General features: G+C 70.0%; 26 protein-coding genes and 1 riboswitch. Of the genes, 10 read left to right on the top strand and 16 right to left on the bottom strand.

Translation table 11 applies throughout. The annotated features are described in order from the left end of the window. Positions 1 to 90: 90 nt before the first annotated feature. The gene (gene otsB / locus ACFWP7_RS40510; RefSeq protein WP_384392918.1) at positions 91 to 936 is read left to right on the top strand and encodes a trehalose-phosphatase; all 846 of its coding nucleotides are present in this window, start codon (positions 91 to 93) and stop codon (positions 934 to 936) included. Here the strand turns inward: otsB and ACFWP7_RS40505 are convergent. Then, complete coding sequence (locus ACFWP7_RS40505) at positions 933 to 2,357, bottom strand: trehalose-6-phosphate synthase (protein ID WP_384392916.1); 1,425 nt, start codon at positions 2,355 to 2,357, stop codon at positions 933 to 935. The two genes, otsB and ACFWP7_RS40505, sit on opposite strands and share 4 nt — an antisense overlap. Positions 2,358 to 2,433: 76 nt before the next feature. Beyond that, positions 2,434 to 3,408 carry a glucosyl-3-phosphoglycerate synthase gene (locus tag ACFWP7_RS40500; protein ID WP_384392913.1) on the bottom strand — a complete coding sequence of 325 codons (975 nt, stop codon included), beginning with the start codon at positions 3,406 to 3,408 and terminating at the stop codon, positions 2,434 to 2,436. A 179-nt stretch (positions 3,409 to 3,587) separates the two neighbouring features. Continuing rightward, positions 3,588 to 3,735: riboswitch (SAM riboswitch) on the top strand. Positions 3,736 to 3,752: 17 nt separating this feature from the next. Between ACFWP7_RS40500 and thrC the strand changes: the two genes are divergently transcribed. From thrC to ACFWP7_RS40475, 5 genes are all read left to right on the top strand, one after another. Continuing rightward, positions 3,753 to 5,093, top strand: coding sequence for a threonine synthase (gene thrC, locus ACFWP7_RS40495; protein ID WP_384392910.1), 1,341 nt, complete (start codon positions 3,753 to 3,755; stop codon positions 5,091 to 5,093). After that, a complete protein-coding gene (locus ACFWP7_RS40490; RefSeq protein WP_384392907.1) occupies positions 5,090 to 5,365 on the top strand; it encodes a MoaD/ThiS family protein in 276 nt (91 codons plus the stop codon). The genes thrC and ACFWP7_RS40490 overlap by 4 nt, the downstream gene beginning before the upstream one ends. Positions 5,366 to 5,834: 469 nt before the next feature. Next, positions 5,835 to 6,041 (top strand): cold-shock protein, encoded by a 207-nt coding sequence (locus ACFWP7_RS40485; RefSeq protein WP_164304865.1) that lies wholly within the window; start codon positions 5,835 to 5,837, stop codon positions 6,039 to 6,041. Between the two features lie 403 nt (positions 6,042 to 6,444). Next, complete coding sequence (gene groL / locus ACFWP7_RS40480) at positions 6,445 to 8,070, top strand: chaperonin GroEL (RefSeq protein ID WP_384392903.1); 1,626 nt, start codon at positions 6,445 to 6,447, stop codon at positions 8,068 to 8,070. Positions 8,071 to 8,386: 316 nt separating this feature from the next. Continuing rightward, positions 8,387 to 9,505: an NADH:flavin oxidoreductase gene (locus tag ACFWP7_RS40475; RefSeq protein ID WP_384392900.1), complete on the top strand. Its 1,119-nt coding sequence runs from the start codon at positions 8,387 to 8,389 to the stop codon at positions 9,503 to 9,505. Between the two features lie 85 nt (positions 9,506 to 9,590). On the opposite strand, the gene ACFWP7_RS40470 is transcribed toward ACFWP7_RS40475, so the two are convergent. The 5 genes from ACFWP7_RS40470 to ACFWP7_RS40450 all read right to left on the bottom strand — a co-directional run bounded on the left by ACFWP7_RS40470 (position 9,591) and on the right by ACFWP7_RS40450 (position 12,317). Next, entirely contained in the window at positions 9,591 to 9,842 is a 252-nt protein-coding gene (locus tag ACFWP7_RS40470) for a type II toxin-antitoxin system RelE/ParE family toxin (RefSeq protein WP_384392898.1), read from the bottom strand. Beyond that, positions 9,839 to 10,114 (bottom strand): type II toxin-antitoxin system Phd/YefM family antitoxin, encoded by a 276-nt coding sequence (locus ACFWP7_RS40465; RefSeq protein ID WP_384392895.1) that lies wholly within the window; start codon positions 10,112 to 10,114, stop codon positions 9,839 to 9,841. The genes ACFWP7_RS40470 and ACFWP7_RS40465 overlap by 4 nt, the downstream gene beginning before the upstream one ends. 62 nt (positions 10,115 to 10,176) lie before the next feature. Beyond that, a complete protein-coding gene (locus tag ACFWP7_RS40460; protein WP_384392892.1) occupies positions 10,177 to 11,049 on the bottom strand; it encodes a hypothetical protein in 873 nt (290 codons plus the stop codon). Between the two features lie 223 nt (positions 11,050 to 11,272). Continuing rightward, complete coding sequence (locus tag ACFWP7_RS40455; RefSeq protein ID WP_384392889.1) at positions 11,273 to 11,494, bottom strand: DUF397 domain-containing protein; 222 nt, start codon at positions 11,492 to 11,494, stop codon at positions 11,273 to 11,275. Next, complete coding sequence (locus ACFWP7_RS40450; RefSeq protein ID WP_384392886.1) at positions 11,475 to 12,317, bottom strand: helix-turn-helix domain-containing protein; 843 nt, start codon at positions 12,315 to 12,317, stop codon at positions 11,475 to 11,477. Before ACFWP7_RS40450 ends, ACFWP7_RS40455 begins: the two co-directional genes overlap by 20 nt. Before the next feature lie 111 nt (positions 12,318 to 12,428). Here ACFWP7_RS40450 and ACFWP7_RS40445 point away from each other — a divergent pair, with 111 nt between their 5' ends. Beyond that, entirely contained in the window at positions 12,429 to 12,821 is a 393-nt protein-coding gene (locus ACFWP7_RS40445; protein ID WP_384392883.1) for a hypothetical protein, read from the top strand. Between the two features lie 129 nt (positions 12,822 to 12,950). Here the strand turns inward: ACFWP7_RS40445 and ACFWP7_RS40440 are convergent, their stop codons facing one another. Genes ACFWP7_RS40440 through ACFWP7_RS40430 form a run of 3 tightly spaced genes read right to left on the bottom strand, consistent with a single transcriptional unit; the run spans position 12,951 to position 15,421 of the window. Beyond that, positions 12,951 to 13,736: an ABC transporter permease gene (locus tag ACFWP7_RS40440; protein ID WP_384392880.1), complete on the bottom strand. Its 786-nt coding sequence runs from the start codon at positions 13,734 to 13,736 to the stop codon at positions 12,951 to 12,953. Beyond that, positions 13,733 to 14,713: an ATP-binding cassette domain-containing protein gene (locus tag ACFWP7_RS40435; protein ID WP_384392877.1), complete on the bottom strand. Its 981-nt coding sequence runs from the start codon at positions 14,711 to 14,713 to the stop codon at positions 13,733 to 13,735. The genes ACFWP7_RS40440 and ACFWP7_RS40435 overlap by 4 nt, the downstream gene beginning before the upstream one ends. Before the next feature lie 42 nt (positions 14,714 to 14,755). After that, positions 14,756 to 15,421 carry a DUF4097 family beta strand repeat-containing protein gene (locus ACFWP7_RS40430; RefSeq protein WP_384392874.1) on the bottom strand — a complete coding sequence of 222 codons (666 nt, stop codon included), beginning with the start codon at positions 15,419 to 15,421 and terminating at the stop codon, positions 14,756 to 14,758. Positions 15,422 to 15,643: 222 nt separating this feature from the next. Between ACFWP7_RS40430 and ACFWP7_RS40425 the strand changes: the two genes are divergently transcribed. After that, on the top strand, positions 15,644 to 16,393 hold the full coding sequence (locus tag ACFWP7_RS40425) for a helix-turn-helix domain-containing protein (RefSeq protein ID WP_384392871.1): 750 nt from the start codon (positions 15,644 to 15,646) through the stop codon (positions 16,391 to 16,393). 27 nt (positions 16,394 to 16,420) lie between these two features. Here the strand turns inward: ACFWP7_RS40425 and ACFWP7_RS40420 are convergent, their stop codons facing one another. The 4 genes from ACFWP7_RS40420 to ACFWP7_RS40405 all read right to left on the bottom strand — a co-directional run bounded on the left by ACFWP7_RS40420 (position 16,421) and on the right by ACFWP7_RS40405 (position 20,493). Then, positions 16,421 to 17,008, bottom strand: coding sequence for a hypothetical protein (locus ACFWP7_RS40420; RefSeq protein ID WP_384392869.1), 588 nt, complete (start codon positions 17,006 to 17,008; stop codon positions 16,421 to 16,423). Next, complete coding sequence (locus tag ACFWP7_RS40415; protein ID WP_384392866.1) at positions 17,005 to 18,498, bottom strand: PTS transporter subunit EIIC; 1,494 nt, start codon at positions 18,496 to 18,498, stop codon at positions 17,005 to 17,007. Before ACFWP7_RS40415 ends, ACFWP7_RS40420 begins: the two co-directional genes overlap by 4 nt. 16 nt (positions 18,499 to 18,514) lie before the next feature. Further along, positions 18,515 to 19,450, bottom strand: coding sequence for an N-acetylmuramic acid 6-phosphate etherase (gene murQ / locus ACFWP7_RS40410; protein ID WP_384392863.1), 936 nt, complete (start codon positions 19,448 to 19,450; stop codon positions 18,515 to 18,517). Between the two features lie 119 nt (positions 19,451 to 19,569). Continuing rightward, a complete protein-coding gene (locus ACFWP7_RS40405) occupies positions 19,570 to 20,493 on the bottom strand; it encodes a MurR/RpiR family transcriptional regulator (RefSeq protein ID WP_384392860.1) in 924 nt (307 codons plus the stop codon). A 55-nt stretch (positions 20,494 to 20,548) separates the two neighbouring features. Between ACFWP7_RS40405 and ACFWP7_RS40400 the strand changes: the two genes are divergently transcribed. Beyond that, on the top strand, positions 20,549 to 20,980 hold the full coding sequence (locus ACFWP7_RS40400) for a hypothetical protein (protein ID WP_384392857.1): 432 nt from the start codon (positions 20,549 to 20,551) through the stop codon (positions 20,978 to 20,980). Next, the gene (locus ACFWP7_RS40395; RefSeq protein WP_384392854.1) at positions 20,977 to 21,255 is read left to right on the top strand and encodes a DUF4031 domain-containing protein; all 279 of its coding nucleotides are present in this window, start codon (positions 20,977 to 20,979) and stop codon (positions 21,253 to 21,255) included. The genes ACFWP7_RS40400 and ACFWP7_RS40395 overlap by 4 nt, the downstream gene beginning before the upstream one ends. An 86-nt stretch (positions 21,256 to 21,341) precedes the next feature. On the opposite strand, the gene ACFWP7_RS40390 is transcribed toward ACFWP7_RS40395, so the two are convergent. Both ACFWP7_RS40390 and ACFWP7_RS40385 read right to left on the bottom strand, forming a co-directional pair. Then, positions 21,342 to 22,406, bottom strand: a complete 1,065-nt coding sequence (locus tag ACFWP7_RS40390) for a GNAT family N-acetyltransferase (RefSeq protein ID WP_384392851.1) — start codon at positions 22,404 to 22,406, stop codon at positions 21,342 to 21,344. A gap of 63 nt (positions 22,407 to 22,469) precedes the next feature. After that, positions 22,470 to 23,138 carry a hypothetical protein gene (locus ACFWP7_RS40385; protein ID WP_384392848.1) on the bottom strand — a complete coding sequence of 223 codons (669 nt, stop codon included), beginning with the start codon at positions 23,136 to 23,138 and terminating at the stop codon, positions 22,470 to 22,472. Positions 23,139 to 23,342: the final 204 nt, after the last annotated feature.

Genomic DNA, 23,342 nt, shown 5'->3' with positions numbered 1-23,342 from the left:
GTCTGGGGCGGAGCCCCAGGAACAAGGGACGGGCAGGGGCGGAGGGGGCGAAAAAACCACACCCAGCCCATGCGCGGATAGGGTCCCCGTATGGCCAGCCATGCGGACCCCCTGCCGACCCCCACCACCCCCGCCGGCCGTGCCGGTCTCGACGCGATCCTCGCCGGGCCGGGCCACGCGGTGATCGGGCTCGACTTCGACGGGACGCTCGCGCCGATCGTCGCGGACCCCGAGCAGGCCCGCGCCCATCCGGACGCGGTCCCCGCACTCGCGGCCCTCGCCCCGAAGGTCGCCTCCGTGGCGGTCGTCACGGGACGCCCGGCCGCCGTGGCGGTCGAGCACGGCGGCTTCGCGGGTGTGCCGGGCCTGGAGCACCTGGTCGTGCTCGGGCACTACGGCGCCGAGCGCTGGGACGCGCGGACCGGCACGGTCAGCGCCCCCGCCCCGCACCCCGGCGTCGCCACCGTCCGCGCAGAGCTGCCCGGGTTCCTCGACACGGTCGGCGCCTGGCAGGGCACCTGGATCGAGGAGAAGGGCCGGGCCATCGCCATCCACACCCGGCGCGCGGCGGACCCGCAGGCGGCGTTCGAGGCCCTGCGCGAGCCCCTCACCGAGCTGGCCGGCCGGCACGGCCTGATCGTCGAACCGGGCCGCATGGTCCTGGAACTCCGCCCGCCGGGGATGGACAAGGGCGTCGCCCTGCTCGCACACGTCCGCGAGACCGCCGCGGAAGCGGTCCTGTACGCCGGTGACGACCTCGGTGACCTCCCGGCCTTCGCCGCCGTCGACAAGCTCCGCGCCGAAGGCATCCCGGGCCTCCTGGTGTGCAGCGGCAGCGCGGAGGTCGCGGAACTGGCCGAGCGGGCCGACCTGGTGGTGGACGGCCCGGCAGGCGTCGTACAGCTGCTGAGGGCCCTGACGGCGCGGCTCGGTTAGGGCCGGCTCTCCAACTCCCGCAGCTGCTCCAGGAACCACTGCGCCGGAGGCAGCGCCGTCGCCGCGGCGGCCAGCCGCTTGGTGCGCTCGGCCCGCTCACCGGCCCCCATCGACAAGGCCTCGTGCAGCGCCCGCGCCGTGCCGACCACGTCGTACGGGTTCACCACGATCGCGTCCTCGCCCAGCTCCTCGTACGCCCCCGCCTCCCGGGACAGCACCAGCACGCACCCCTCGTCGGAGACGACCGGCACCTCCTTGGCGACGAGGTTCATGCCGTCCCGGATCGGGTTGACGAGGGCCACGTCGGCGAGCCGGTACGCGGCGAGGGAGCGGGCGAAGTCGTCCTTGACGTGCAGGACGACCGGCGTCCAACCGGGCGTGCCGTAGGTGGAGTTGATGTCGTCGGCGACCCGCTGCACCTCGGCCGTGTAGTCGCGGTACACGGCGAGGTCCTGACGGGAGGGGTAGGCGAAGGCGACGTGCACGACCCGTTCGCGCCAGGACGGCTGGTCCTCCAAGAGCTGCCGGTAGGCCAGCAGTCCGCGCACGATGTTCTTCGACAGTTCGGTGCGGTCGACCCGCACGATCGCCTTCCGGCCCTCGCCGATCTGCTCACGCAGGGTGGCCATCCGCTCGGCGACATCCGCCTCGTGTGCGCGCTCGCGCAGGAAGTCCGCGTCCGCGCCGAGCCCGTGCACGCCGACACGGGTGTCACCGAGGCCGCCGACCAGCTCCTGCGCGCACGCGGTGAACGCGGACGCCCAGCGCTGGGTGAGGAAGCCGAGCCGGTCCGCGCCGAGCATGCCGCGCAGCACCTGCTCGGCGATGTCGTCGGGGAGCATGCGGAAGTAGTCGACCGGCGCCCACGGCGTGTGCGAGAAGTGCCCGATCCGCAGGTCGGGGCGGAGCTCCCGCAGCATGCCGGGGACGAGGGTCAGGTGGTAGTCCTGTACGACCACCACGGCGCCCTCGGCCGCCTCGTCGGCCAGCGCCTGCGCGAAGGCCCGGTTGTAGGCCTCGTACGACGCCCACTGTCGCCGGAACTCCATGTCGAAGACCGGCTCCAGCGGCGTCTGGTAGAGCATGTGGTGGACGAACCACAGCACGGAGTTCGCGATGCCGTTGTAGGCGTCCGCGTGCACCTCGGCGTCGATGTCCAGCATCCGTACGCCGTCCTCGCCGACCCCGCGCCTCACCGCCTCGCGGTCCCCGTCGCCGAGCGCCGAGCACACCCACAGGGCGCCCGCGTCCGGGCCGATCGCCGACAGGCCCGAGACCAGGCCGCCGCCGCCGCGCCTGGCCTGGAGCTCGCCGTCCTCGCGCACGTCGTAGGAGACCGGGCCGCGGTTGGACGCGACGAGGATCCGGTGGGAGCCCTGCGGGGATGCCGTGGAAGCAGCAGTCGAAGCCGTGGAAGCCATACGCGTCAATCTAGCCCGGCCCGGAAACGCTCAAACGTACGGACGGGGTACCGCGCAGACGTATACCGTCGACGGTTTACGCCGCTTTGCGTGACTGATACTCCGAGATTTCCGCCATCGGAGGCCGTTCTTCCGTATCCACGGAGTAGGTGCGCGGCTCGAAGCCGGACTCGCCCCGTTCGAACTGGGTGATGGCCGGCCGGATGAGGTGGCCGCGGGCGAGCCGGAGCTGTGCGGTGCGGTAGATCGCGGCGGACATCCGGCCCAGCGCCTGGCCGTCCTGGTGCCGGTGCTTGCGCACACCGACGTCGACCTGGGCGAGCGCGTCCAGGCCCACCAGGTGCAGCGCGTCGACGAGCATGCCGAGCTCCACGCCGTATCCGACGGGGAACGGGAGCTGTTCCAGGAGGGTGCGGCGGGCCGCGTACTCGCCGCCGAGCGGCTGGACGAAGCCGGCCAGCTGCGGCCAGTGCATGTTCAGCAGGGGGCGGGCCATCAGTTCGGTGACACGGCCGCCCTGACCGGCCGCGGTTCTGCCGGAGGTGGGTTCACCCGGCAGGTTCAGCGGGCGGTCGTACATCGCCTTGACCAGGTCCACGCCCGGATCGGTGAGCAGCGGCCCCACGATCCCGGAGACGAAGTCCGACGAGAACTCCTTGAGGTCCGCGTCAATGAAACAGACGATGTCACCGCTCGTCACCAGGAGTGACCGCCACAGGACCTCGCCCTTGCCGGGCACGGCCGGGATGCGGGGAAGTATTTCGTCCCGGTGAACTACTCGCGCACCGGCGGCGGCGGCGACCTCGGAGGTGCGGTCCGTGGAGCCCGAGTCGATGACGACGATCTCGTCGACGAGGGGGACTTTGCGGGTCATCAGGTCGCGGCGGATGATGGAGACGATCTCACCGACCGTGGCCTCCTCGTTGAGCGCGGGCAGGACCACGCTCACCGTGGAGTTGGTGGATCGTTTCGCGGCTATGAGCTTCTTGAGCGGCCGGTCGGTCACGGACCAGGAGCGCGTGCTCAGCCAGCGCTCGACGTCTTCAAGCACGTGCGGCTCTCCCTTGCGTTCATTGGGATGCTTGTGCCCGTCGCCGCGGCAGCGTTTGGTGTGTCGCTGGCATCTCGCGGTTCGGACGGCTCTCTCCACCATCCAGGCCTTCGGTTACAGTCTTGAACAACGCTGATGACCATCGCATGTCGGGGGTCGTCCGGCGCACAACTGAATACCGCTCATCCAGAGGGGCAGAGGGATACGGCCCGTTGAAGCCCCGGCAACCCTCCAGCTGGTTCTTGTCACGTCGATGTGGCGAGGCTCCCGGCTCGGGAAGGTGCCAAATCCGTCTCACGGCGAAGTGCGTCGTGAGGAAGATGAGGAGAAAGGGCCTCGCCTCCATGGCTGCGCAGACAGTTGCAAGCACCACTGCAAGCACCGTTGCAAACACCACGAACTCCGTGACTTCCCCGGATTCCGCGAACTCCGTCGACCTGGGCCCCGCCACCGCGCTTTCCTGCCGCGAGTGCGGACACCGCGTCCCGCTCGGCCCGCTCTTCGCCTGCGAGGAGTGTTTCGGCCCGCTGGAGATCGCGTACGACTTCTCGGCCTACGAGACCGAGGACCTCCGCAAGCGCATCGAAGCGGGCCCCGCGAACATCTGGCGCTACGCGCCGCTCCTGCCGGTCCCCGCGGACGTCGCGGAGAAGCCGAACATCAACCCCGGCTGGACCAAGCTCGTCAAGGCCGACAACCTGGCCCGCGCGCTGGGCGTCACCCCCGGCAAGCTCTTCGTCAAGGACGACTCCGGCAACCCGACGCACTCCTTCAAGGACCGTGTCGTCGCCCAGGCCATCGAGGCCGCCCGCGCCTTCGACTTCACCACCCTCTCCTGCTCCTCCACCGGCAACCTCGCGGGCGCCGTGGGCGCAGCCGCGGCCCGCGCCGGCTTCCGCTCCTGCGTCTTCATCCCGCACGACCTGGAGCAGGGCAAGATCGTCATGGCCGCGGTGTACGGCGGCGAGCTCGTCGGCATCGAGGGCAACTACGACGACGTGAACCGTTTCTGCTCCGAGCTGATCGGTGACCCGGCCGGCGAGGGCTGGGGCTTCGTCAACGTCAACCTGCGGCCGTACTACGCGGAGGGCTCGAAGACCCTCGCGTACGAGATCTGCGAGCAGCTCGGCTGGCAGATCCCCGACCAGCTGGTCATCCCGATCGCCTCCGGCTCCCAGCTCACGAAGATCGACAAGGCTCTGCAGGAGCTGATCAAGCTCGGCCTCGTGGCGGACAAGCCGTACAAGATCTTCGGTGCCCAGGCCGAGGGCTGCTCGCCGGTGTCCGTCGCCTACAAGGCCGGCCACGACGTCGTACGCCCGCAGAAGCCCCACACCATCGCCAAGTCGCTCGCCATCGGCAACCCGGCCGACGGGCCGTACGTGCTCGACATCGCGCGGCGTACCGGCGGCGCCGTGGAGGACGTCAACGACGAGCAGATCGTCGACGCGATCAAGCTCCTCGCGCAGACGGAGGGCATCTTCGCCGAGACCGCGGGTGGCGTGACGGTGGGTGTGGCGAAGAAGCTGATCGAGAACGGTCTGCTCGATCCGACCCTCACCACCGTCGTCCTCAACACCGGCGACGGCCTCAAGACCCTGGACGCGGTGGCCTCGGACACCGGGCTCACCGCGACCATCCGCCCGAACCTGGACTCCTTCCGAGAGGCTGGCCTCGCGTCATGAGCGTCAACGTCCGTATCCCCACCATCCTGCGCACCTACACCGCCGGCAAGGCCGAGGTGACGGCCGAGGGCGGCACCCTCGGCGAGGTGATCGCCGACCTGGAGCAGAACCACACCGGCATCGCCGCACGCGTCCTGGACGACCAGGGCAAGCTGCGTCGCTTCGTCAACGTGTACGTGAACGACGACGACGTCCGCTTCGAGAAGGGCCTGGAGACGGCGACGCCGGACGGCGCGGGCGTCTCGATCATTCCGGCCGTCGCCGGAGGCTGACCGTCACGCGTCATTACTTACGGTGATTGCCGTTACCTTAGGTAATTGCGGTCACCGAGAGTTCATCGAATTGCCCCCTCCGTGAGAGAAGCGGAGGGGGCAATTCTGTATGGTTGAGCGCGGTACAGTTGGGGAAGCCGCTTCGCTTTCGAGTTGGTTTCATGCCGGGCGCATATGAGTCCTCGCCCGATGCCCGACAAGAAGTAGCCAAAGTGCCCCGCCTCTTTGAGCCGTTTATGGCATTTACGGGGCCCGACTTGCCCTGAAACTTTGCGAATTCTCCGCATATTCCCGATCGGTCGTGCTCAGAATTCTCGTCCGATTGACCTGTTGCAGAGGGCAGTTGGACAGATACATTCAGCCGCGGTCGACGCGTTCCGGCGCACACCCCCAATCCTTGGGGGGTGAGGTCTGACCCGGGCCCGCGAAGTGCGGTCCTGTGCAAGGGCCAGTAATAGGGGAGTTAGGCATGGCTCAGGGCACCGTCAAGTGGTTCAACGCGGAGAAGGGGTACGGCTTCATCGCGGTCGACGGTGGTGCGGATGTATTCGTCCACTACAGCGCGATTCAGATGGACGGCTACCGCACCCTTGAAGAGGGCCAGCGGGTCGAGTTCGAGATCTCGCAGGGCCAGAAAGGGCCGCAGGCGGACATGGTCCGGCTGGCGACCAGCTGAAGCACGCGCCGACTGAATAGTTCTGTTCGACGTGACGAAGGGCTCGTATCCCCACCAGGGGGTGCGGGCCCTTCGGTCTGCCCGTCCGTCTGTCCGTCCATCTGCTCGTCGGTCTGCTCGTCTGCCCGCCCCCTGCGGCCGGCTGTCCGCGGGTCCCTCCGGCTGTCTTCGCGCCGTGTGCGCCCCCTGCTTCACCTGGGGATCTTCCGGAGTCGCTTGCACTCGGTAGGGGCGAGTGCTAATCATTGGCGTTAGCACTCTGCAGGTGAGAGTGACAACGAGGACCGGGTCAGTGAGGCCCGCAGGCCAAGTGGGGCAAGGAACCACGAGGCAGGCAGGCCGTCCGTCGCGGGCGCGGGCGCGGTCCGGAGCAATCCACCCCAGTCCGGGAGGACCACTTCACATGGCCAAGATCATCGCGTTCAACGAGGAGGCGCGGCGCGGTCTCGAGCGCGGGATGAACCAGCTCGCCGACGCCGTCAAGGTCACCCTTGGTCCCAAGGGCCGCAACGTCGTCCTCGAGAAGAAGTGGGGCGCCCCCACGATCACCAACGATGGTGTTTCCATCGCCAAGGAGATCGAGCTCGAGGACCCGTACGAGAAGATCGGCGCAGAGCTGGTCAAGGAAGTCGCCAAGAAGACGGACGACGTCGCCGGCGACGGTACGACCACCGCGACCGTTCTGGCGCAGGCGCTGGTCCGCGAGGGCCTTCGCAACGTAGCCGCGGGTGCCAACCCGATGGCCCTCAAGCGTGGTATCGAGAAGGCCGTCGAGGCCGTCTCCGGTGCCCTGCTCGAGCAGGCCAAGGATGTCGAGACCAAGGAGCAGATCGCCTCCACGGCCTCCATCTCCGCCGCCGACACCCAGATCGGCGAGCTCATCGCCGAGGCTATGGACAAGGTCGGCAAGGAAGGCGTCATCACCGTCGAGGAGTCCCAGACCTTCGGTCTGGAGCTGGAACTCACCGAGGGTATGCGCTTCGACAAGGGCTACATCTCGGCGTACTTCGCCACCGACATGGAGCGTATGGAGTCCGTCCTGGACGACCCGTACATCCTGATCGCCAACTCGAAGATCGCCAGTGTCAAGGACCTGCTCCCGCTCCTGGAGAAGGTCATGCAGTCGGGCAAGCCGCTGCTGATCATCGCCGAGGACGTCGAGGGCGAGGCTCTGTCGACGCTGGTCGTCAACAAGATCCGTGGCACCTTCAAGTCCGTCGCCGTCAAGGCGCCGGGCTTCGGTGACCGCCGCAAGGCCATGCTCGGCGACATCGCCATCCTCACGGGCGGCGAGGTCATCTCCGAGGAGGTCGGCCTCAAGCTGGAGAACGCGGGTATCGACCTGCTGGGCCGTGCCCGCAAGGTCGTCATCACCAAGGACGAGACGACGATCGTCGACGGCTCCGGCTCTGCCGACCAGGTCGCCGGCCGGGTCAACCAGATCCGCGCCGAGATCGAGAACTCCGACTCGGACTACGACCGCGAGAAGCTCCAGGAGCGCCTGGCGAAGCTGGCCGGCGGCGTGGCCGTCATCAAGGCCGGTGCCGCCACCGAGGTCGAGCTCAAGGAGCGCAAGCACCGCATCGAGGACGCCGTTCGCAACGCGAAGGCGGCCGTCGAGGAGGGCATCGTCGCCGGTGGTGGCGTGGCCCTCATCCAGGCTTCCTCGGTCTTCGAGAAGCTGGAGCTCACGGGTGACGAGGCGACCGGCGCCAACGCCGTGCGGCTCGCCCTGGAGGCCCCGCTCAAGCAGATCGCCATCAACGGTGGTCTCGAGGGTGGCGTCATCGTCGAGAAGGTGCGCAACCTGCCCGTCGGCCACGGCCTGAACGCCGCGACCGGTGAGTACGTCGACATGATCGCCGAAGGCATCATCGACCCGGCGAAGGTCACGCGCTCTGCCCTGCAGAACGCCGCCTCCATCGCCGCGCTGTTCCTCACCACCGAGGCCGTCATCGCCGACAAGCCGGAGAAGGCCGCCGCAGGCGGCGCTCCGGGCGGCATGCCGGGCGGTGACATGGACTTCTGATCGACCTAGGGGCCTCGGCTCCCGGTTGATCACCGTCCTTCGTACCGAGGGCGGCACCCCTTTCTCCCAGGGGGTGCCGCCCTCGGGCGTTTCCGGGTGCCGTAGGGACGCGTGTCCGCACACCCTCCGGGTGATCCGGACGCGTGTCCTGGATCACGAGGAAGGCGCGCGGGAGCCGGAATGCGCTGACGGGCGAGGCGGTTGAAGTTGCTGGCAGGAACTAATGCGCGTGCAGATATCCATCACATGTATCTATGCATGAGCATCCCTTCGCCTGCCAGCCGTCCGACCGACCTCTCCCCATAGGAGCCCTCACGTGACAACCGCTCCCTCCCGCGCGGCCCAGATCCTGTCCCGCCCCGTCTCCCTCAACGGCCTGACCGTCCCGAACCGGATCGTCATGGCGCCGATGACCCGCCAGTTCTCCCCGGGCGGCATCCCCGGCGAGGACGTGGCGTCGTACTACGCCCGCCGCGCCGCCGCGGGCGTGGGCCTCATCGTCACCGAGGGCACGTACGTCGGCCACGACTCGGCCGGGCAGAGCGACAGCATCCCCCGTTTCCACGGCGAGGAGCAGCTGGCGGGCTGGGCGAAGGTCGCCGAGGCCGTGCATGCGGCGGGCGGGAAGATCGTGCCGCAGCTGTGGCACATCGGCATGGTCCGCAGCGCGGGCCAGCCGCCGTTCGCGGACGCCCCCGCGGTCGGCCCGTCCGGTCTGCGGATCGACGGCACGGCCGGTACGGGCAAGGAGATGACCCAGGCCGACCTGGACGAGGTCGTCGCCGCGTTCGCCGAGGCCGCGGCCGCCGCCGAGCGGATCGGCTTCGACGGGGTCGAACTGCACGGCGCGCACGGCTACTTGATCGACCAGTTCCTGTGGGAGGGCACCAACCGCCGTACCGACGCGTACGGCGGTGACCTGGTCGCCCGTACGAAGTTCGCGACCGAGATCGTCGCCGCCGTCCGCGCCGCGGTCTCCCCCTCCTTCCCCATCGTCTTCCGCTACTCGCAGTGGAAGCAGGAGGCCTACGACGCCCGTCTCGCGGAGACACCCGAGGAGCTCGGCGCCCTGCTGACCCCGCTCGCCGAGGCCGGAGTGGACGTCTTCCACGCCTCCACGCGCCGCTACTGGCTCCCGGAGTTCGAGGGCTCCGACCTCAACCTGGCCGGCTGGACGAAGAAGCTGACCGGCAAGCCCACCATCACCGTCGGCTCGGTCGGCCTCGACGGCGACTTCCTCCGCGCCTTCGCGGGCGAGGGCTCGGCGGCAGCGGACCTCGACAACCTCCTGGACCGCCTGGAGCGCGACGAGTTCGACCTCGTCGCGGTCGGCCGCGCCCTGCTCCAGGACCCGGAGTGGGCGGCGAAGGTACTGGACGGACGCCACGGCGAGCTGGCCGCATACGACCCGGCGTCCCTGAAGTCACTGAGCTGAGCCCCGACTCCGCTGGTAGGTCCTGTACGCCGAGGGCGGCACCCTTTTCCTGAGGGGTGCCGCCCCTCGGCGTTGAGGGGGCGGGTCAGGTGCTGCGACCGACTTTCAGCACGTGGATGATGACGGTGGTGCCGTCCGGCCGGTACAGCACCCGCCAGGTGCCGATGTGCAGCCGGTAGTAGCCCGAAGCGCCCAGGGCGCCAGCCTCTTCCGGGCGTGGGTCGTCGGCGAGTGCGCGCACTGCCGCAGTAGTCGCTTTGGCGCCCACGGGGTCGACGATGCGGAGCCGCCGGAACTCGTCCATGGCGTGCTGCTCCCACACCACTGCGTGAGTCACGAAGCGGCCTCCCGGCGGTCCTCTTCCTCCAGCTGTGCCATGAACTCGTCATGAGACATGGATGGGCCGGATGGAGCCGCCTCACGCGTCTGTGCTTCAGCGATGTCCGCCCCGTCGCGCAGCCGCTGCAGTTCTTCCAGCTCGCTTATGGGGATGAGCGCGGCAGCGGGCTTGCCGTACTCCGTGATCAGGATGTGCTCCTGGCCGTGCCGGACCCGGCCGACCAGCTGACCGAGCTGATTGCGGGCTTCCACGAGCGGATACGTCTCCATGCAAAAACTGTACACACCCGCAAGTGTGTGCGGTGGGCTCACTGACATCTGCGGGCGGGTGGTCAAACGCGTGGCCTTTCTCGTCGGTCGACCATCGCTGCGCGGGCTGCGGCTGCGTGGGCGTGAACTGCGGAGGTTGGCAGAGGGGCGGTATGCCGTGGCGGGGCCGCCTCGCCCCGGCATGCGCCGCAGACGCCGCCCGGCAGGGCCTCCGGGCGGCCCGGTGTGCCGCACTTCGCGCACTCCATCACCCGGAGGGGTCGGCGTGTGGGCGGGACGGGTTCGGGCGGGAGCTTGGAGGTCAGGCGGGTGCGGACGAGGGCGGCCGGGCTGTGGACCGGGGTGGGGAGGCCTGAGGTCAGCGCCTGGAGTACGTGGTCGTCGGTGGCGCCCCTCACGAACCACTCCGTCAGCAGGGGCGCGAGGTCCGCGCAGGACGCGGCCGACAGGGACAGGGCCGGGGTCGTGCGGCCCAGCGCCGCCAGCAGGATGTAGGCGCGGGAGCGGGTCGGGGCCGGGCAGTCGGGCTGCCCGCGCGGCACGTCGCCCCTCGTGAACGCCGCCCACCAGTCGTCGTCCCGCGCCGTGCGCGAGAACCACGTTCGGGTGATCCAACGCGGGCTTCCCGAGTCGGCCAGGTGTTCGCGGCCCCGGCGCAAGTGCCCTGCCCGCTGAAGGTTGTTGAGAGCTGTGCGCAGGGCGCATTGGCCGTACGGAAGTGTCGTGGCCAGCGTCTTTACGGAGATGTCGGCGCCGCCCGGGAGGCGGTCGATGTACGCGGCGACTGCTGCTTCGCGGGACGGGAGGTGCGCGAAGTCGTGAGCCGTGCGGGGGAGTTGGCCCGGGGCGGCGCGTTTTCCGTAACCCGGGTTGGCCATGGGGTGTGGGAGTGCGTGCGCGGGCAGGAAGGCAGGACTAAGCTTGGCCTCAGCCATGGGATCGACTCTCATTCGATCTCGTCGGTCAAGCCCCCGCAGGTGTTGCTAGCACCTGGCGGGGGCTGTTTGCGTATTTGGGCACGCTAATCCCTGGTGACTGTCCGTGGCAAGTCGGTCGCGCCAAGTCAACTCGCAGGGTGGGAGGGCGGGTTGAGGCCCTCCACCCATTCCTTGCAAAGAGCGCTCGGGGCTGGGGGCTTGAGCTTCGGGGCTCGGTCGACTACTCGGCGCAGGAGTTCTTCACGTCCGTCACGAACGCCGACCATGCCTCGGCCCGGAACGCGAGCTTCGGGCCGCGGGGGGTTTTGGAGTCGCGGACGGGGACGAGGGGGCCTGGGAAGTTGGGGGCGACTTCCAGGCAGTCGGCGCCGTCGCCGCCGCTGTAGCTGGACTTGTACCAGGCGGCAGTGCTCAGGTCGTACTCAGGGCTGTGTCGCTTCATGTGCGTAATCCTCTGCCACTGACTCGACCAGGGCCAGGGATTCTTGAGGGGCGAGCGCACTGGCCCTGAGCAGGTCGAAGGTCAGCTCATGGCGTGTGACGGCGGTTGGTTCGTCCATCAGCTGTCCAACGCCCACGCCCTCGACGTAGGCGAGGGGAGGCGCGTCGGGAAAGTACATGAGCTTGATGCCACCCGGTAGGGATCCGATCGCGCCTGCGCTGAACCGGAGTACCTGCATGAGGATCCTGCGACGACGTGCCAGGTCTGCCACATGACGGAGGGTCTCTGCCATAACCTCCGGTCCAGAGACCGGGCGACGGAGGGCGGCCTCGTCGAGGACCACCCACAACAACGGGGTTGTTGGATCGTCCAGGAGGCGGGTGCGCTCCATCCGGTTCGTCACCAGCTCATCGACCTCGGTGTCCGGAAGGGTTGGCCAGTAGGTGCGGAACAACTCCTTTGCGTAGCCCGGCGTTTGAAGTAGACCGGGGATCAGCGTCGGGGTGTACTGCCTGATCGATGTGGCGAGCGACTCCGCTTCCACTGCTTCAGTGAAGTGGTTCGGGTACCTGGACTTGGCGGAAGCCGCGCAGTTGCGGGTGAAGAAGCCGTTCGTGCCCAGGATCTCGTCAATCTGGACGGCGTATTCGAGGTGCATGCGCCGTGTCCCGGCCTCCAGCTGGCCGATGAACGAGCCGCTGACGAAGAGCGGTTCGCCCAACTTGGCCTGGCTTAGGCCGGAGTTCTCCCGCGCATGCCGCAGCTCGGCGCCCAGCAAGGCGCGTGGTGATGACGACGGGTCGAGGTCCTTCGGTCCTGCCACGGCAACTCCCTGTCCGACAGTCGATGTTGTTGGGGCGGCCTGTCTGGCCAGGTTAGAGGCGTAACGGCCACGCTTTGTTGCGAAGAGGGAACTCTGCGTGGAGGTGAAGGAATGCTGCGGTCGACGGAAGAGGTCGTCGCCTCGCTTCGGGACGCGCTCACTTGCGTGGGTGTCGTCCTGCCGTCCCTGTGTGTCGACCCCGTGACCGGCGCGAGCGACGAGCCGTTCGCCCTGGTCGTCCTGGGGCGTTGCAACGTACGTACGGCCGAGAAGCTTGCGTCCGTGCTGCGCGGGGAGCGGCCGCCGGTCGGGGCGCACGTCGTGGACGTACGGGACGGGCGGGTCGGCGAGGTGATGGGGCATGTGGGCGGGAACGCTCAGTTGAGGCCCGTGAGTGGAGGTCGGGAGTGGGACTGCCCGCCGGAGTCGACCGGGCCCGCGGCGCAGGAGGAGGTGCTGCGGGCCCGGGTACGGGAGAGGAACCGTGAGGCGCGCCTCCCCTGAATCACCGACCCACGATGCGAAGCAGCTTTCCGAGAACGCGGTCAAGGCGGCGTACGCCGACGTGGTGTCGGAGTAACGCCGCCCTGGGGCGGGACGAGTTGCGGGAGGTGGCCCGCGCTGCCACGGCGGTTACTTCGGGTCGCTGTTGAACTTCGAGGTCGACCAGAAGTAGCCGAGCGCGGTCAGTGCGAGGCACCAGGCGATGGCGAGCCAGCCGTTGTTGCCGATCTCGGTGCCGAGGAGGAGTCCGCGCAGGGTCTCGATGGCCGGGGTGAAGGGCTGGTACTCGGCGATCGGCTGGAACCAGCCCGGCATGGTGTCGGCCGGGATGAAGGCGCTGGAGAGGAGCGGGAGGAGGATCAGCGGCATCGCCATGTTGCTGGCCGCTTCGGCGTTCGGGCTGGCCATACCCATTCCGACCGCGATCCAGGTGAGTGCCAGGGCGAAGAGGGCGAGTAGTCCGAAGGCCGCGATCCACTCCAGGACCGTGGCGTCCGTGGACCGGAAGCCGATGGCCACCGCAACCGCACCGACGAGGACCAGGCTGGCGAGCACCTGGAGCACGCTGCCGACGACGTGCCCGATGATCACGGACCCGCGGTGGATCGCCAGCGTTCGGAAGCGGGCGATGATCCCCTCCGACATATCGGTGGCGACGGACACCGCCGCCCCGATCACGGTGGATCCGATGGTCATCATCAGGATGCCCGGGACGATGTAGGCGATGTAGTCGGAGCGGTCGGCGCCGCCGATGCCGGCGCTCATCACGTCGCCGAAGATGTAGACGAAGAGCAGGAGCAGCATGATCGGGGTGAGGAGGAGGTTGAGGGTGAGGGAGGGGTAGCGGCGGGCGTGCAGGAGGTTGCGGCGGAGCATGGTGGTGGAGTCGCGTGCAGCGAGGGAGAGGGTGCTCATCGGGCGTTCTCCTTGGGCTGGTTGGGCTGGCTGGGGAGGGTGGGCTGGGTGGTGGGGCTGGTGAGGGCGAAGAACACGTCGTCGAGGTCGGGGGTGTGGACGGTCAGCTCGTCCGCCTCGATGTCGGCGGCGTCCAGCCGGTCGAGGATGGAACGCAGTTCGCGCTGGCTGCCGTCGCTGGGGATGGTCAGGGAGAGTGCTTCGTCGTCGCGGGTGGTCTCGCGCAGGGCGGTGGCGGCGGTCTGGTAGGCGGTGGGGTCGGTGAAGCGGAGCCGGACGTGTCCGCCGGGGATGAGCCGCTTGAGCTCTTCGGCGGTGCCCTCGGCGGCGATCTTTCCGTCGTTCAACACGGCGATGCGGTCGGCGAGTTCGTCGGCTTCTTCGAGGTACTGGGTGGTGAGGAAGACGGTGACGCCGTCGGAGACGAGTTCGCGGATGATCTGCCACATGTTGTGGCGGGAGCGGGGGTCGAGGCCGGTGGTCGGTTCGTCGAGGAAGATGATCCGTGGGTTGCCGACCAGGGTCATGGCGATGTCGAGGCGGCGTTTCATGCCGCCGGAGTAGGTGGAGGCGGGCTTCGTCGCGGCCTCGGTGAGGTCGAAGCGCTCCAGCAACTCGGCGGTGACCCGGCGCCCCTCGCTCTTGGGCAGGTGGTGCAGGTCCGCCATGAGGAGCATGTTCTCCTCGCCGGTGATCAGACCGTCGACGGCGGAGAACTGGCCGGTGACACCGATCGCGGCCCGCACGGACTGCGGATCGGTGGCCAGGTTGTGGCCGCCGATGTGGATGTCGCCGGCGCCCGGGTCGGCGGTGATGAGGGTGGAGAGGATCTTCACGACGGTGGTCTTGCCCGCGCCGTTCGGGCCGAGCAGGGAGAAGACCGTTCCTTCGGGGACGGACAGGTCGATGCCGTCGAGCACGGTCTTGTCGCCGTAGGACTTGCGCAGCCCGTTCGCCGCGATGGCCAGGTTGGTCATGATGGGTGCTCCTTCTAGGGGCTAAGAGGCTGCGTGGCGCGGTCAGAGGCTGCGGGCGGTGATGTCGCCGTGGGAGGTGGTGGCGCGGATGTCGAGTTCGGCGGTGCCGTCGTTCTTGAGGGTGTTGCTGACGCGGCCGTAGCCGGTGCCGGCGTCCAGGGAGGCGGAAACTCCGGCGGCAGCGGCCACCGAGATGTCGCCGGACTGGGTGCGCAGCTCGACCGTGCCGCGTACGGCCTCGGTGATCCGGATGTCGCCCCTCGCGGTGCTGATCTCCGCCGGGCCGTTGAGCCGTCCGACCTCGACGTCGCCGTCGATCGCGGTGAGGCGGACGTCGGCGGCCTCGTCGATCTTGATCTGGCCGTAGGCGCCTTCGAAGGCGATGTCGCCGAGGCGTCCGACGCTCCGGAGCTCGGCGGCGGCGGCCTTCGCCTCGACGCGGGAGCCGGCGGGCAGCTGGATGGTCACCTCGACCGATCCGGATTGGCCGAGGATCCGGTTCTTCGCCGGGGCGGTCCCGATCCGCAGGACGCCGTCCTCGTAGGCGACCGTGATCTGCTCCGCCGCCTTCACGTCGCGGCCCTTCGAGGCGTCCGCGGGCAGGACCTCGACCGTGGTGTCGGCCCGGTCGGCGGCGATGAACTGGACGCGTCCCGCGGGGATGTCCAGGACGGCGGCGACCGGGGTGGGGGTGGCGAACTTCTGCATGATGCTCTCCTTCGGTTCTTTGTTTCCGATGAAGGAAAAGCTACGTTGCATTCATAGATTCTTCAACATGCTCGTTGCGTGTAGTTGCTATAAATGCAGGTGAAAGCCAGGTAATCGTTGCAACGATCCTCAAGGCTAATGCAACGTGCCTCGCGTGCGCGTTGCAATGGATTGAAGGTGAACGCTATGCTGGAGGCATCAAGGAGCACGAAGGAGACCGCAATGCCCGGAGGCAGGCTCACTCAGCAGGAACGCCGGCAGATCGCGCTGGGGCTGGCCGACGGCCTCGCCTATGCGGAGATCGCAAGGGGCCTCGACCGCCCGACCTCGACGATCACGCGTGAGGTGATGCGCAACGGCGGCCCCACGGCCTACCGCGCCGACCTGGCCCACCGCGCCACCGAACACCGCGCCCACCGGCGGACGCAGCCGGCGCCCCGAGTCGCCGAGGCGCCCCCGCAGGCCTACGGACGTGACGCCGAGGCCGTGCGTGCGTACGAGGAGACGTTCACCACCGTCATGATGGCTTCGGGGATGACCACGATGACGGCCCGGGTGATGGCCTGCCTCACCCTCACCGACTCGGGCAGCCTCACCGCGTCGGAGCTCGTCCAGCGTCTCCAGGTCAGCCCGGCTTCCATCTCCAAAGCGATCGCGTTCCTGGAGAGTCAGGGCTTCGTCCGCCGGGAACGCGACGAACGCCGGCGTGAGCGCTACCTCGTCGACGACGACATCTGGTTCGAGTCGATGATGGCCAGCGCCCGGTCCACCGCCCAGATCGTCGAGACCGCACGGCAGGGCGTCGGCGTCCTCGGCCCGGGCACCCCCGCCGCCACCCGCCTGGAGAACGTCGCCCGCTTCCTCGACTTCGTCAGCGAAGCCATCACCCGCGCCGCGGAACAAGCCCGCGAGATCCTCTCCACGAAACCCGGAACGACCTCGGACGGCACGACCGGGCCGCGTTCGGACTAGGCCGCCGGACGGGCGGGGGCGCGGTGTCTACAGGTTGCCCATCGGTTCGATGTCGATCTTCACCGGAGTGCCCCAGATACGCAGCACCTCGTAGTCCGTGAACTCGTGGATCAGGCGGTAGGCCATGCCGGGGCGGGGGGTCTTGCGCTCGGCGGCGAGGTAGCGCTCGGCTTCGATGCGGTCGCGGCGGGGGGTGCCGCAGAGCTGCCAGGCCTGGCCGTTCCAGACTTCCGGGAGCCAGCGCTGCTGGGGCTGGGGGCGGTCTTCGCGCAGGCCGTAGCGGGATTTCGTGCGCTCGGGGGCCTCTTCCGGGCCGGGGGGACGGCCGTGCGAGTAGGTGTCGTTCACCCGGGAGCGGCGGGCGGTGCGGCGGCGGGTCTCGCAGAGCAGACAGAGGTCGGCGGCGGCCTTGTCGACCGGGCCGTTCGGGTGCTCGGCGCAGCGGGTGGTGGGCGCGGCCGTCGTGACCGTCTCGTCCAGCAGGTCGAGGGCCCGCTTCAGGTCCGCCTTCACCTCGTGCAGCTTCGCGTCGGGGGTGTCCGAGTTCAGCGCGTCGCCGTGCTCGCCCAGCACGCGCAGGGCGCGGCCGAGAGCGGTGAGCTGTGCGTGGTTCACGGTGTTCGGTTCCCTCCCCGGGCGTTTTCCTGACTTCCCGAAGGGTCGCACACGCCACTGACAGCAGCGCCCATCACAACCCCGCCGCCGGCGCCACTGAGCGCGTCTCTGACAGACGGCCCGAGACCGAAGACATACGTCGCCCCGAAGCCCACCACATACCCCGTCACCAGCCCGCCGGCGTAGATCGCGGCCGTCATCGCCAGCCCTCCGCTGCCTGCCAGGAGCGGGAACAGTGCCCATCCCGACGGTCCGATCGCCGTCGACCCCACCTGGTCGCCGAGCATCGCGAAGAAGCCGATGAAGGCGCCGCCCGCCGCGCCGCCCGCGCAGGCGGTCAGGAAGGGGCGGCCCAGGGGGAGTGAGACGCCGTAGATCAGGGGTTCGCCCACGCCCAGCAGCCCTGCCGGGAGCGCCGACTTGATCGTCGTACGCATGGAGTGGTCGTGGCGGAGGCGGACGTAGACCGCCAGGGCCGCGCCGACCTGGCCCGCGCCTGCCATGGCGAGGATGGGGAGCAGGACCGTGTAGCCCTGCTGTTCGATGAGGGTGGTGTGGATGGGGATGAGGGCCTGGTGCAGGCCGAGCATGACGAGGGGGAGGAAGAGGCCGCCGAGGATCAGGCCGGCGAAGGCGCCGGTGGTGGCGAGGAGCCAGTTCGAGGCCGAGCCGATGGCGGTGGAGAGCTCGCCGGCCGCGTACATGAGGGCGTACAGGGTCACCAGGCCGGTGAGCAGGACCGTGAGGGTGGGGGTGACCAGGACGTCGAGGGCCTCGGGGACCCAGCGGCGGCACCACTTCTCGACGTACGTGCCGAGCAGCGCGGCGGCCAGTGCGCCCAGGACGCCGCCCTGGCCCGGCGCCAGCGTCACCCCGAACGCCGTCACCTTCGCGACCCCCGCGTACACGATGACCGCCGCCACCGCGCCGCCCAGGATCGGGGTGCCGCCGAACTCCTTCGCCGTGTTGTAGCCGACGAAGACCGCGATCAGCGCCATGAAGCCGGAGGCGATGGCGGCGAGGGCGGGGGTGAGGGACGGGAGCCAACCCAGGTTGACCAGCAGGCCGTTGAGGCCCGCGATGACTCCGCAGCCGATCAGGGCGGGGATCAGCGGGACGAAGATGTTAGCGACGCGGCGCAGCAGGAGCTTGGTGGGGGTGGCGTTGCGCTGTCGTCTCACCTCCTTCAACCCGGCGCCTTTCGCGGCGAGTTCACCCGCCGTCGTGAGCAGCGCCTCGAACTCCGGGGTCACCCGGGCGACGGTGCCGGGGCCCAGGACGACCTGGTAGGTGTCGTCGTCCGTGACCACGCCGAGTACGGCGGGGAGGGCTCGCAGGGCGTCCTCCTGGACCAGGGTCCGGTCCCGCAGGCCCACGCGGAGGCGGGTCATGCAGTGGGCCACGGAGGTGATGTTCGCGGGGCCGCCGAGGAGGGGGAGCAGGGCTGCCGCGGTGGCGGCGGGCGAGGTGGGGTCTTTCGGTGTGCGCACCACCCGAGGGTGCTGGTCAGCGGGGCGCCGCCGCGAGCGCCGCGCGCAAGTGGCCGTGGCTCTCCTCCAGAAGGCGGGCGGCCGTCGGGCCGTCGACGCCGCCCAGGATGGTGAGGATCGCGTTCTTCACCTCGCCGTCCGTGGCGGCCAGGGCCCGCTCGATCTCGTCGTCCGTGGCGCCCGTAGCGTGCGCGACGATGCGGCGGGAGCGGGCGCGGAGCTTCTCGTTCGAGGCGCGTACGTCGACCATCAGGTTCCCGTACGTCTTGCCGAGCCGGATCATCGTGATCGTCGAGAGCATGTTCAGGACCAGCTTCTGGGCCGTGCCCGCCTTCAGCCGTGTCGAGCCCGTCAGCAGCTCAGGACCGACGACGACCTCGATGCCGTGGTCGGCGGCGGCCGCCAGCTCGCTGTCCGCGTTGCAGGACAGGCCGATCGTCAACGCGCCCTGCTTGTGGGCGTGTTCGACCGCGCCGATGGCGTACGGGGTGCGGCCGGACGCGGAGACCCCGACCACCGTGTCGTCGGGTGTCAGGGCGAGATCCGCGAGGTCCCGCGCGGCCAGCTCCCTGGAGTCCTCCGCGCCCTCGATCGACGTGACCATCGCGCCCGGGCCACCCGCGATCAGGCCCACCACCTCGGACGGGTCGGTGTTGAAGGTGGGTGGGCACTCGGACGCGTCCAGGACTCCGAGTCGGCCCGCCGTGCCGGCGCCCGCGTAGATCAGGCGGCCGCCCCGGGCCATCCGCTCCGCGACGTCGTCGATCGCGGCGGCGATGAGCGGGAGCCGCGCGGCGACCGCCGCCGGGACGGTCGCGTCCTCGCCGTTCATGAGCCGGGCGATCTCAGCCGTGGGCAACTGATCGATCTCGGCGAGCTCGGGACGGAACGCCTCGGTGGTGAGGGTCTCCAATTCGGCGCGGAGATGGCGGTAGTTGGCGTTGGAGGTCATGAGGAGCGGCTCTTTCCGTGCGGGGTGGTGAGGAGGCGCCCTTCGGGGCGCGGGGAACTGCGCGACCAGCCACTGACGGTCCGCAGCGCTCCAAACGGCTTCAGGTCTCCCGGGCCCGGCTAGCGCGAGCGCCCCCGCGGGCTGTGCCGGTGCGCCAGCGCCTCGTACGAGGCCGACAGCGCCGGCGCCGCCGTCTCGTACGTCCGCTGGGCGACTCCCACGAACAGGCAGTCCACGACCAGCAGCTGACTCGTCCGGGACGACATCGCCGCCGGCCGCAGCTCGCTCTCGCGGGCCGTCGAGGTGGTGAGGATGTGGTCCGCGTACTGCGTCACGGGCCCGTCCGGGCGGCCGGTTATCGCGATCGTCGTCGCGCCGTGCTCGAAGGCGACCCGGAGGGGTTCGATGATGTCGCCGGTCGAGCCGGAGTGGGTGATGGATATCGCCACGTCCTTGGCGCGCAGCTGCACCGCGTTGGTGACGGCGAGGTGCGGGTCGCTGTGCGCGTGGGCTATCAGCCCGATGCGGAGCAGCTTCTGGGCGAGGTCCTGGGCGACGAGGCCGGACGCGCCCTGTCCGTAGATGTCGATACGGCGGGCCGTGGAGAGCGCGGTGACCGCCGCGCTGAGCTGGGCCATGTCGAGCCCGGCCGCGGTGTCGGCGAGGGTCTGCTGCTCGTCGTACGCGAGCTTGGCGACCACGTCGGCGATGGGGTCGTCGACCGCGATGTCGGCGGTGACGGCGGGTGCGCGGCCCGACTGCTGCTGGGCGGCGAGCCCGGCGAGGGCGAGGCGCAGGTCGCGGTAGCCGGGGTAGCCGAGGAGGCGGGCGGTGCGGACCACCGTCGCCTCGCTGGTGCCGGTGAGCTCTGCCAGGCCGGTGACCGTGAGGGCCGCGCAGCCCGCCGGGTCGGCGGCGACGGCCTCCGCGACCCGCTGCATGGAGCGCGTCATCGACGGGGCGAGCGTCCGGACCTTCGCCGCGAGGGCGGCCGGGGCGGGCGGTGCCTCGCCGGCGAAAATTTCCTTCACTTCATGGGTCACGTCTGAAAGATATTTTCCGCTGGGGCATGCGGTCAAGGGTGCGCACAATAGGTGCATGAACCCCATCGGCGACCCCATCGGTGATCCCACCGACGACCCCGGCAGCGGCCCTGTCAGCCCTCTGGAGCAGGCGTTGCACGCGGCTCGCGCCCGCGTCCTCGCCGATCTCGCCGCGCGCGAGGTCGCCGACGCCGATGTCGTCTCGCTCGTCGAGGAGTCGGTGGTGCAGCGCCGCTGGTGGGTCGAGCAGTGGCCGGACGGCGCGGCGTACGTGGCCGGGCTCGTCGCCCAGGACGTACAGGACGGCCTTCTCGAACGGTACGGGCGCTGGCCGCTGTGCCCCGTCTGCGGCTCCGGCGACCCGCACGCCCTGGAGGTCGAACCCGAGCTGGGTCCCGACCCGCACTGGGTCTGCCACCAGGCCGGCGTGAAGGTGGCGTCGGTCGGTCTGCTCGGCACGGCGAGCGGCGGGACCCCGCCCTCGTGACCGTCTACATCGACCCGCCCACCTGGCCGGGCCACGGCCGCGTGTGGTCCCACCTGATCAGCGACGTCTCGTACGACGAACTCCACACCTTCGCCGCGGACCTGGGCGCCCCCCGGCGCGCCTTCGAGCGTGATCACTACGACATTCCCTCGCACCGCTACGAGGACGCGGTGCGCGCCGGCGCGGTGCAGGTCAGCAGCCGCGAGGTGGTGCGACTGCTGTACGGGGCGGGGCTGCGCAGGGCCAAGAGGTGGGCGGGGCCGGGAGGTTCGTGACATCGGCAGGGGTTACGGGGAGTTCGTGACGCCGGCCGTGTGTATGGGGAGTTCGTGACGCCGACTGTTCTACGGGCCCGGCGTGCTCAGTTCAGCAGCTCGTACGCGAACTGTTCCTCGTCCTCGCTCACCTGCGTGAACCCGGCGCGTGAAATCACGCCCTGGGACGGCATGTTGACCCGGTCGACGGTCGCGAACAGCGCCTGTACGTCGTCACGCGCGAGGGCCCAGCCGGACAGTCCGCGCAGGGCCTCGGTCGCGTAACCCTGTCCGCGGGCGCCCTCCGCCAGGTCGTAGCCGACCTCGGCGCGGCCCTCCTCGTCAGGGACGCCGTGGAAGCCGATGCCGCCGACCGCCCGGCCGTCCTCGGTCCGTACCAGGACGAAGAGGCCCCACTCAGGGCGGAGCACCCCTGCCTCGTACGCCTTCACGACCATTCCGGCGGCGTCCCGGGTGCCCTCGAAGGGGCCGCCCTCGATCCACTCGAAGCCGCCCGTGCCGCCTGCGCGCAGATCGGCGGCGCCCGCGGGTGTGACGCCTTGCAGGGTGAGCCGCTCGGTGGCGATCACCAGGTTGTTGCTCCAGGTCCACTCGGTGACCGGGGCGCGGCCGGGCAGGTCGCCGCGGCCGGTCGCCCAGAGCAGGGTGCGCCAGTGGTCGGGTCCTGGCCTGACGTGCGGGAAGATCCGCGTGAGTACGTCCTCGCAGAGTTCGGCCGGAGGCGCGTACGGGATGCCGAGGCCCTCGGCGATGTCGTGCGTGTGCAGCAGGACCTCGGCGACGCCCATCGCGGCGAAGCCCTCGCGGTTCGCGCTGTGGAAGGGGGAGGGGTGGAAGGCGCGCACCTCGCGGGGTGCCGTGCGGATCGCGGCGGTCAGCAGGGCGCCGGTCGTCTCGATCACGTCGACGACACCCGCGTTGTCGGCGCCGTGGGCCATGACGAGCTCGAAGGGGATGAATCCCGGGGCACGCACGGCCAGCCGGCTCGCGTACATGATGAGATCGAGGCAGATGTGCTCGGCCGTCCTGCGGCAACTCCAGTCCAGGCGCCCCGCGTTGACGCCCTCCCAGTCCCGCCCGGCCACCGTCCGCAGCAGCGCCGCGCTGCCCGTCACGGCCTCCGACACCTGGTCCCCGCCCATGTCTCGCATGCGGGTGAGGATAGGCGCGATCAGGCTTCGGTACGTATCGGATTGTTCGGGGCGAGGCTCCCGTCACCCGAAGCCCAGTCGCGTGAGCTCCGCACGGAGGTTCTCCCGTGCCCGTTCCTCCCACTCCCGTTCCCCGTACGGCGTCCTGAACAGCCTCGGCAGGTCCAGGAGCTGGCGCAGGATCGCCGCCCTGCCTGCGCGGAACGCCTCGTCGGGGACGAAGGTGTACTCCTCGCGGACGGCCGCCGTGTACTCCGCGTACGCCTGCGGGGCCGAGGCCAGGATCGCCAGGTCGGCGTCGCAGAGGACCTTGCCGTTGCGGTCGTCGTCCGTGGGGGCGTGGCCGATCGTGAGGCGGACCAGGCGGGCCACCTCCGCCGTGCCGGGGGAGGGCACCCCGGCCTCGGGGAGCGCGCGTTCGGCCAGGCGGGCCGAGCGCTCCTCGTTCTCGGAGCGGTCCGGGAGGTAGACCGCGTCGTGGAACCAGGCGGCCAGGCGCACCAGGTCCGGGGCGTTCGCGTACTCCTCCAGTACGTCGATGTGGTCGAGGACCGCGGTGAGGTGGGTGAGGGTGTGGTAGCGGCGCTGGGGCTCCTGCCAGCGGGCGAGGAGGTTGTCCGCGTACGGGGTCGGGTCCGGGGCCCGGTCCGGGGCGCCGGGGGCGCGGGACCCCTCAAGGGCGCGGGTCCAGCGGGTGCGGAGGGCGTCGAGGGCGTCGAGGTCGTCGGGCATGGGGTCATTGTGGCGGGGTGCGGGGTGCGGGGTGCGGGGTGCGGGGTGCCGGGTGCCGGGTGCCGGGTGGGCTGGGGTGGGGTTTGTTCGCCCCCTCCGCCCCTGCCCGTCCCGTTTCGGGGGGGGGGGGGGGGGGCGCCCCCCCCCCCCCGCGGCGCGCGGGGGGGGGGGGGCAGCGCGCCGGGGCGCGCGGGGGGGGGCAGC

Origin of the sequence: Streptomyces sp. NPDC058470, from assembly GCF_042721055.1 — a bacterium.
Lineage (GTDB): Bacteria > Actinomycetota > Actinomycetes > Streptomycetales > Streptomycetaceae > Streptomyces.
The sequence above is the reverse complement of the archived record's forward strand: the minus strand, read 5'-3'. Positions and strand labels throughout refer to the sequence as shown.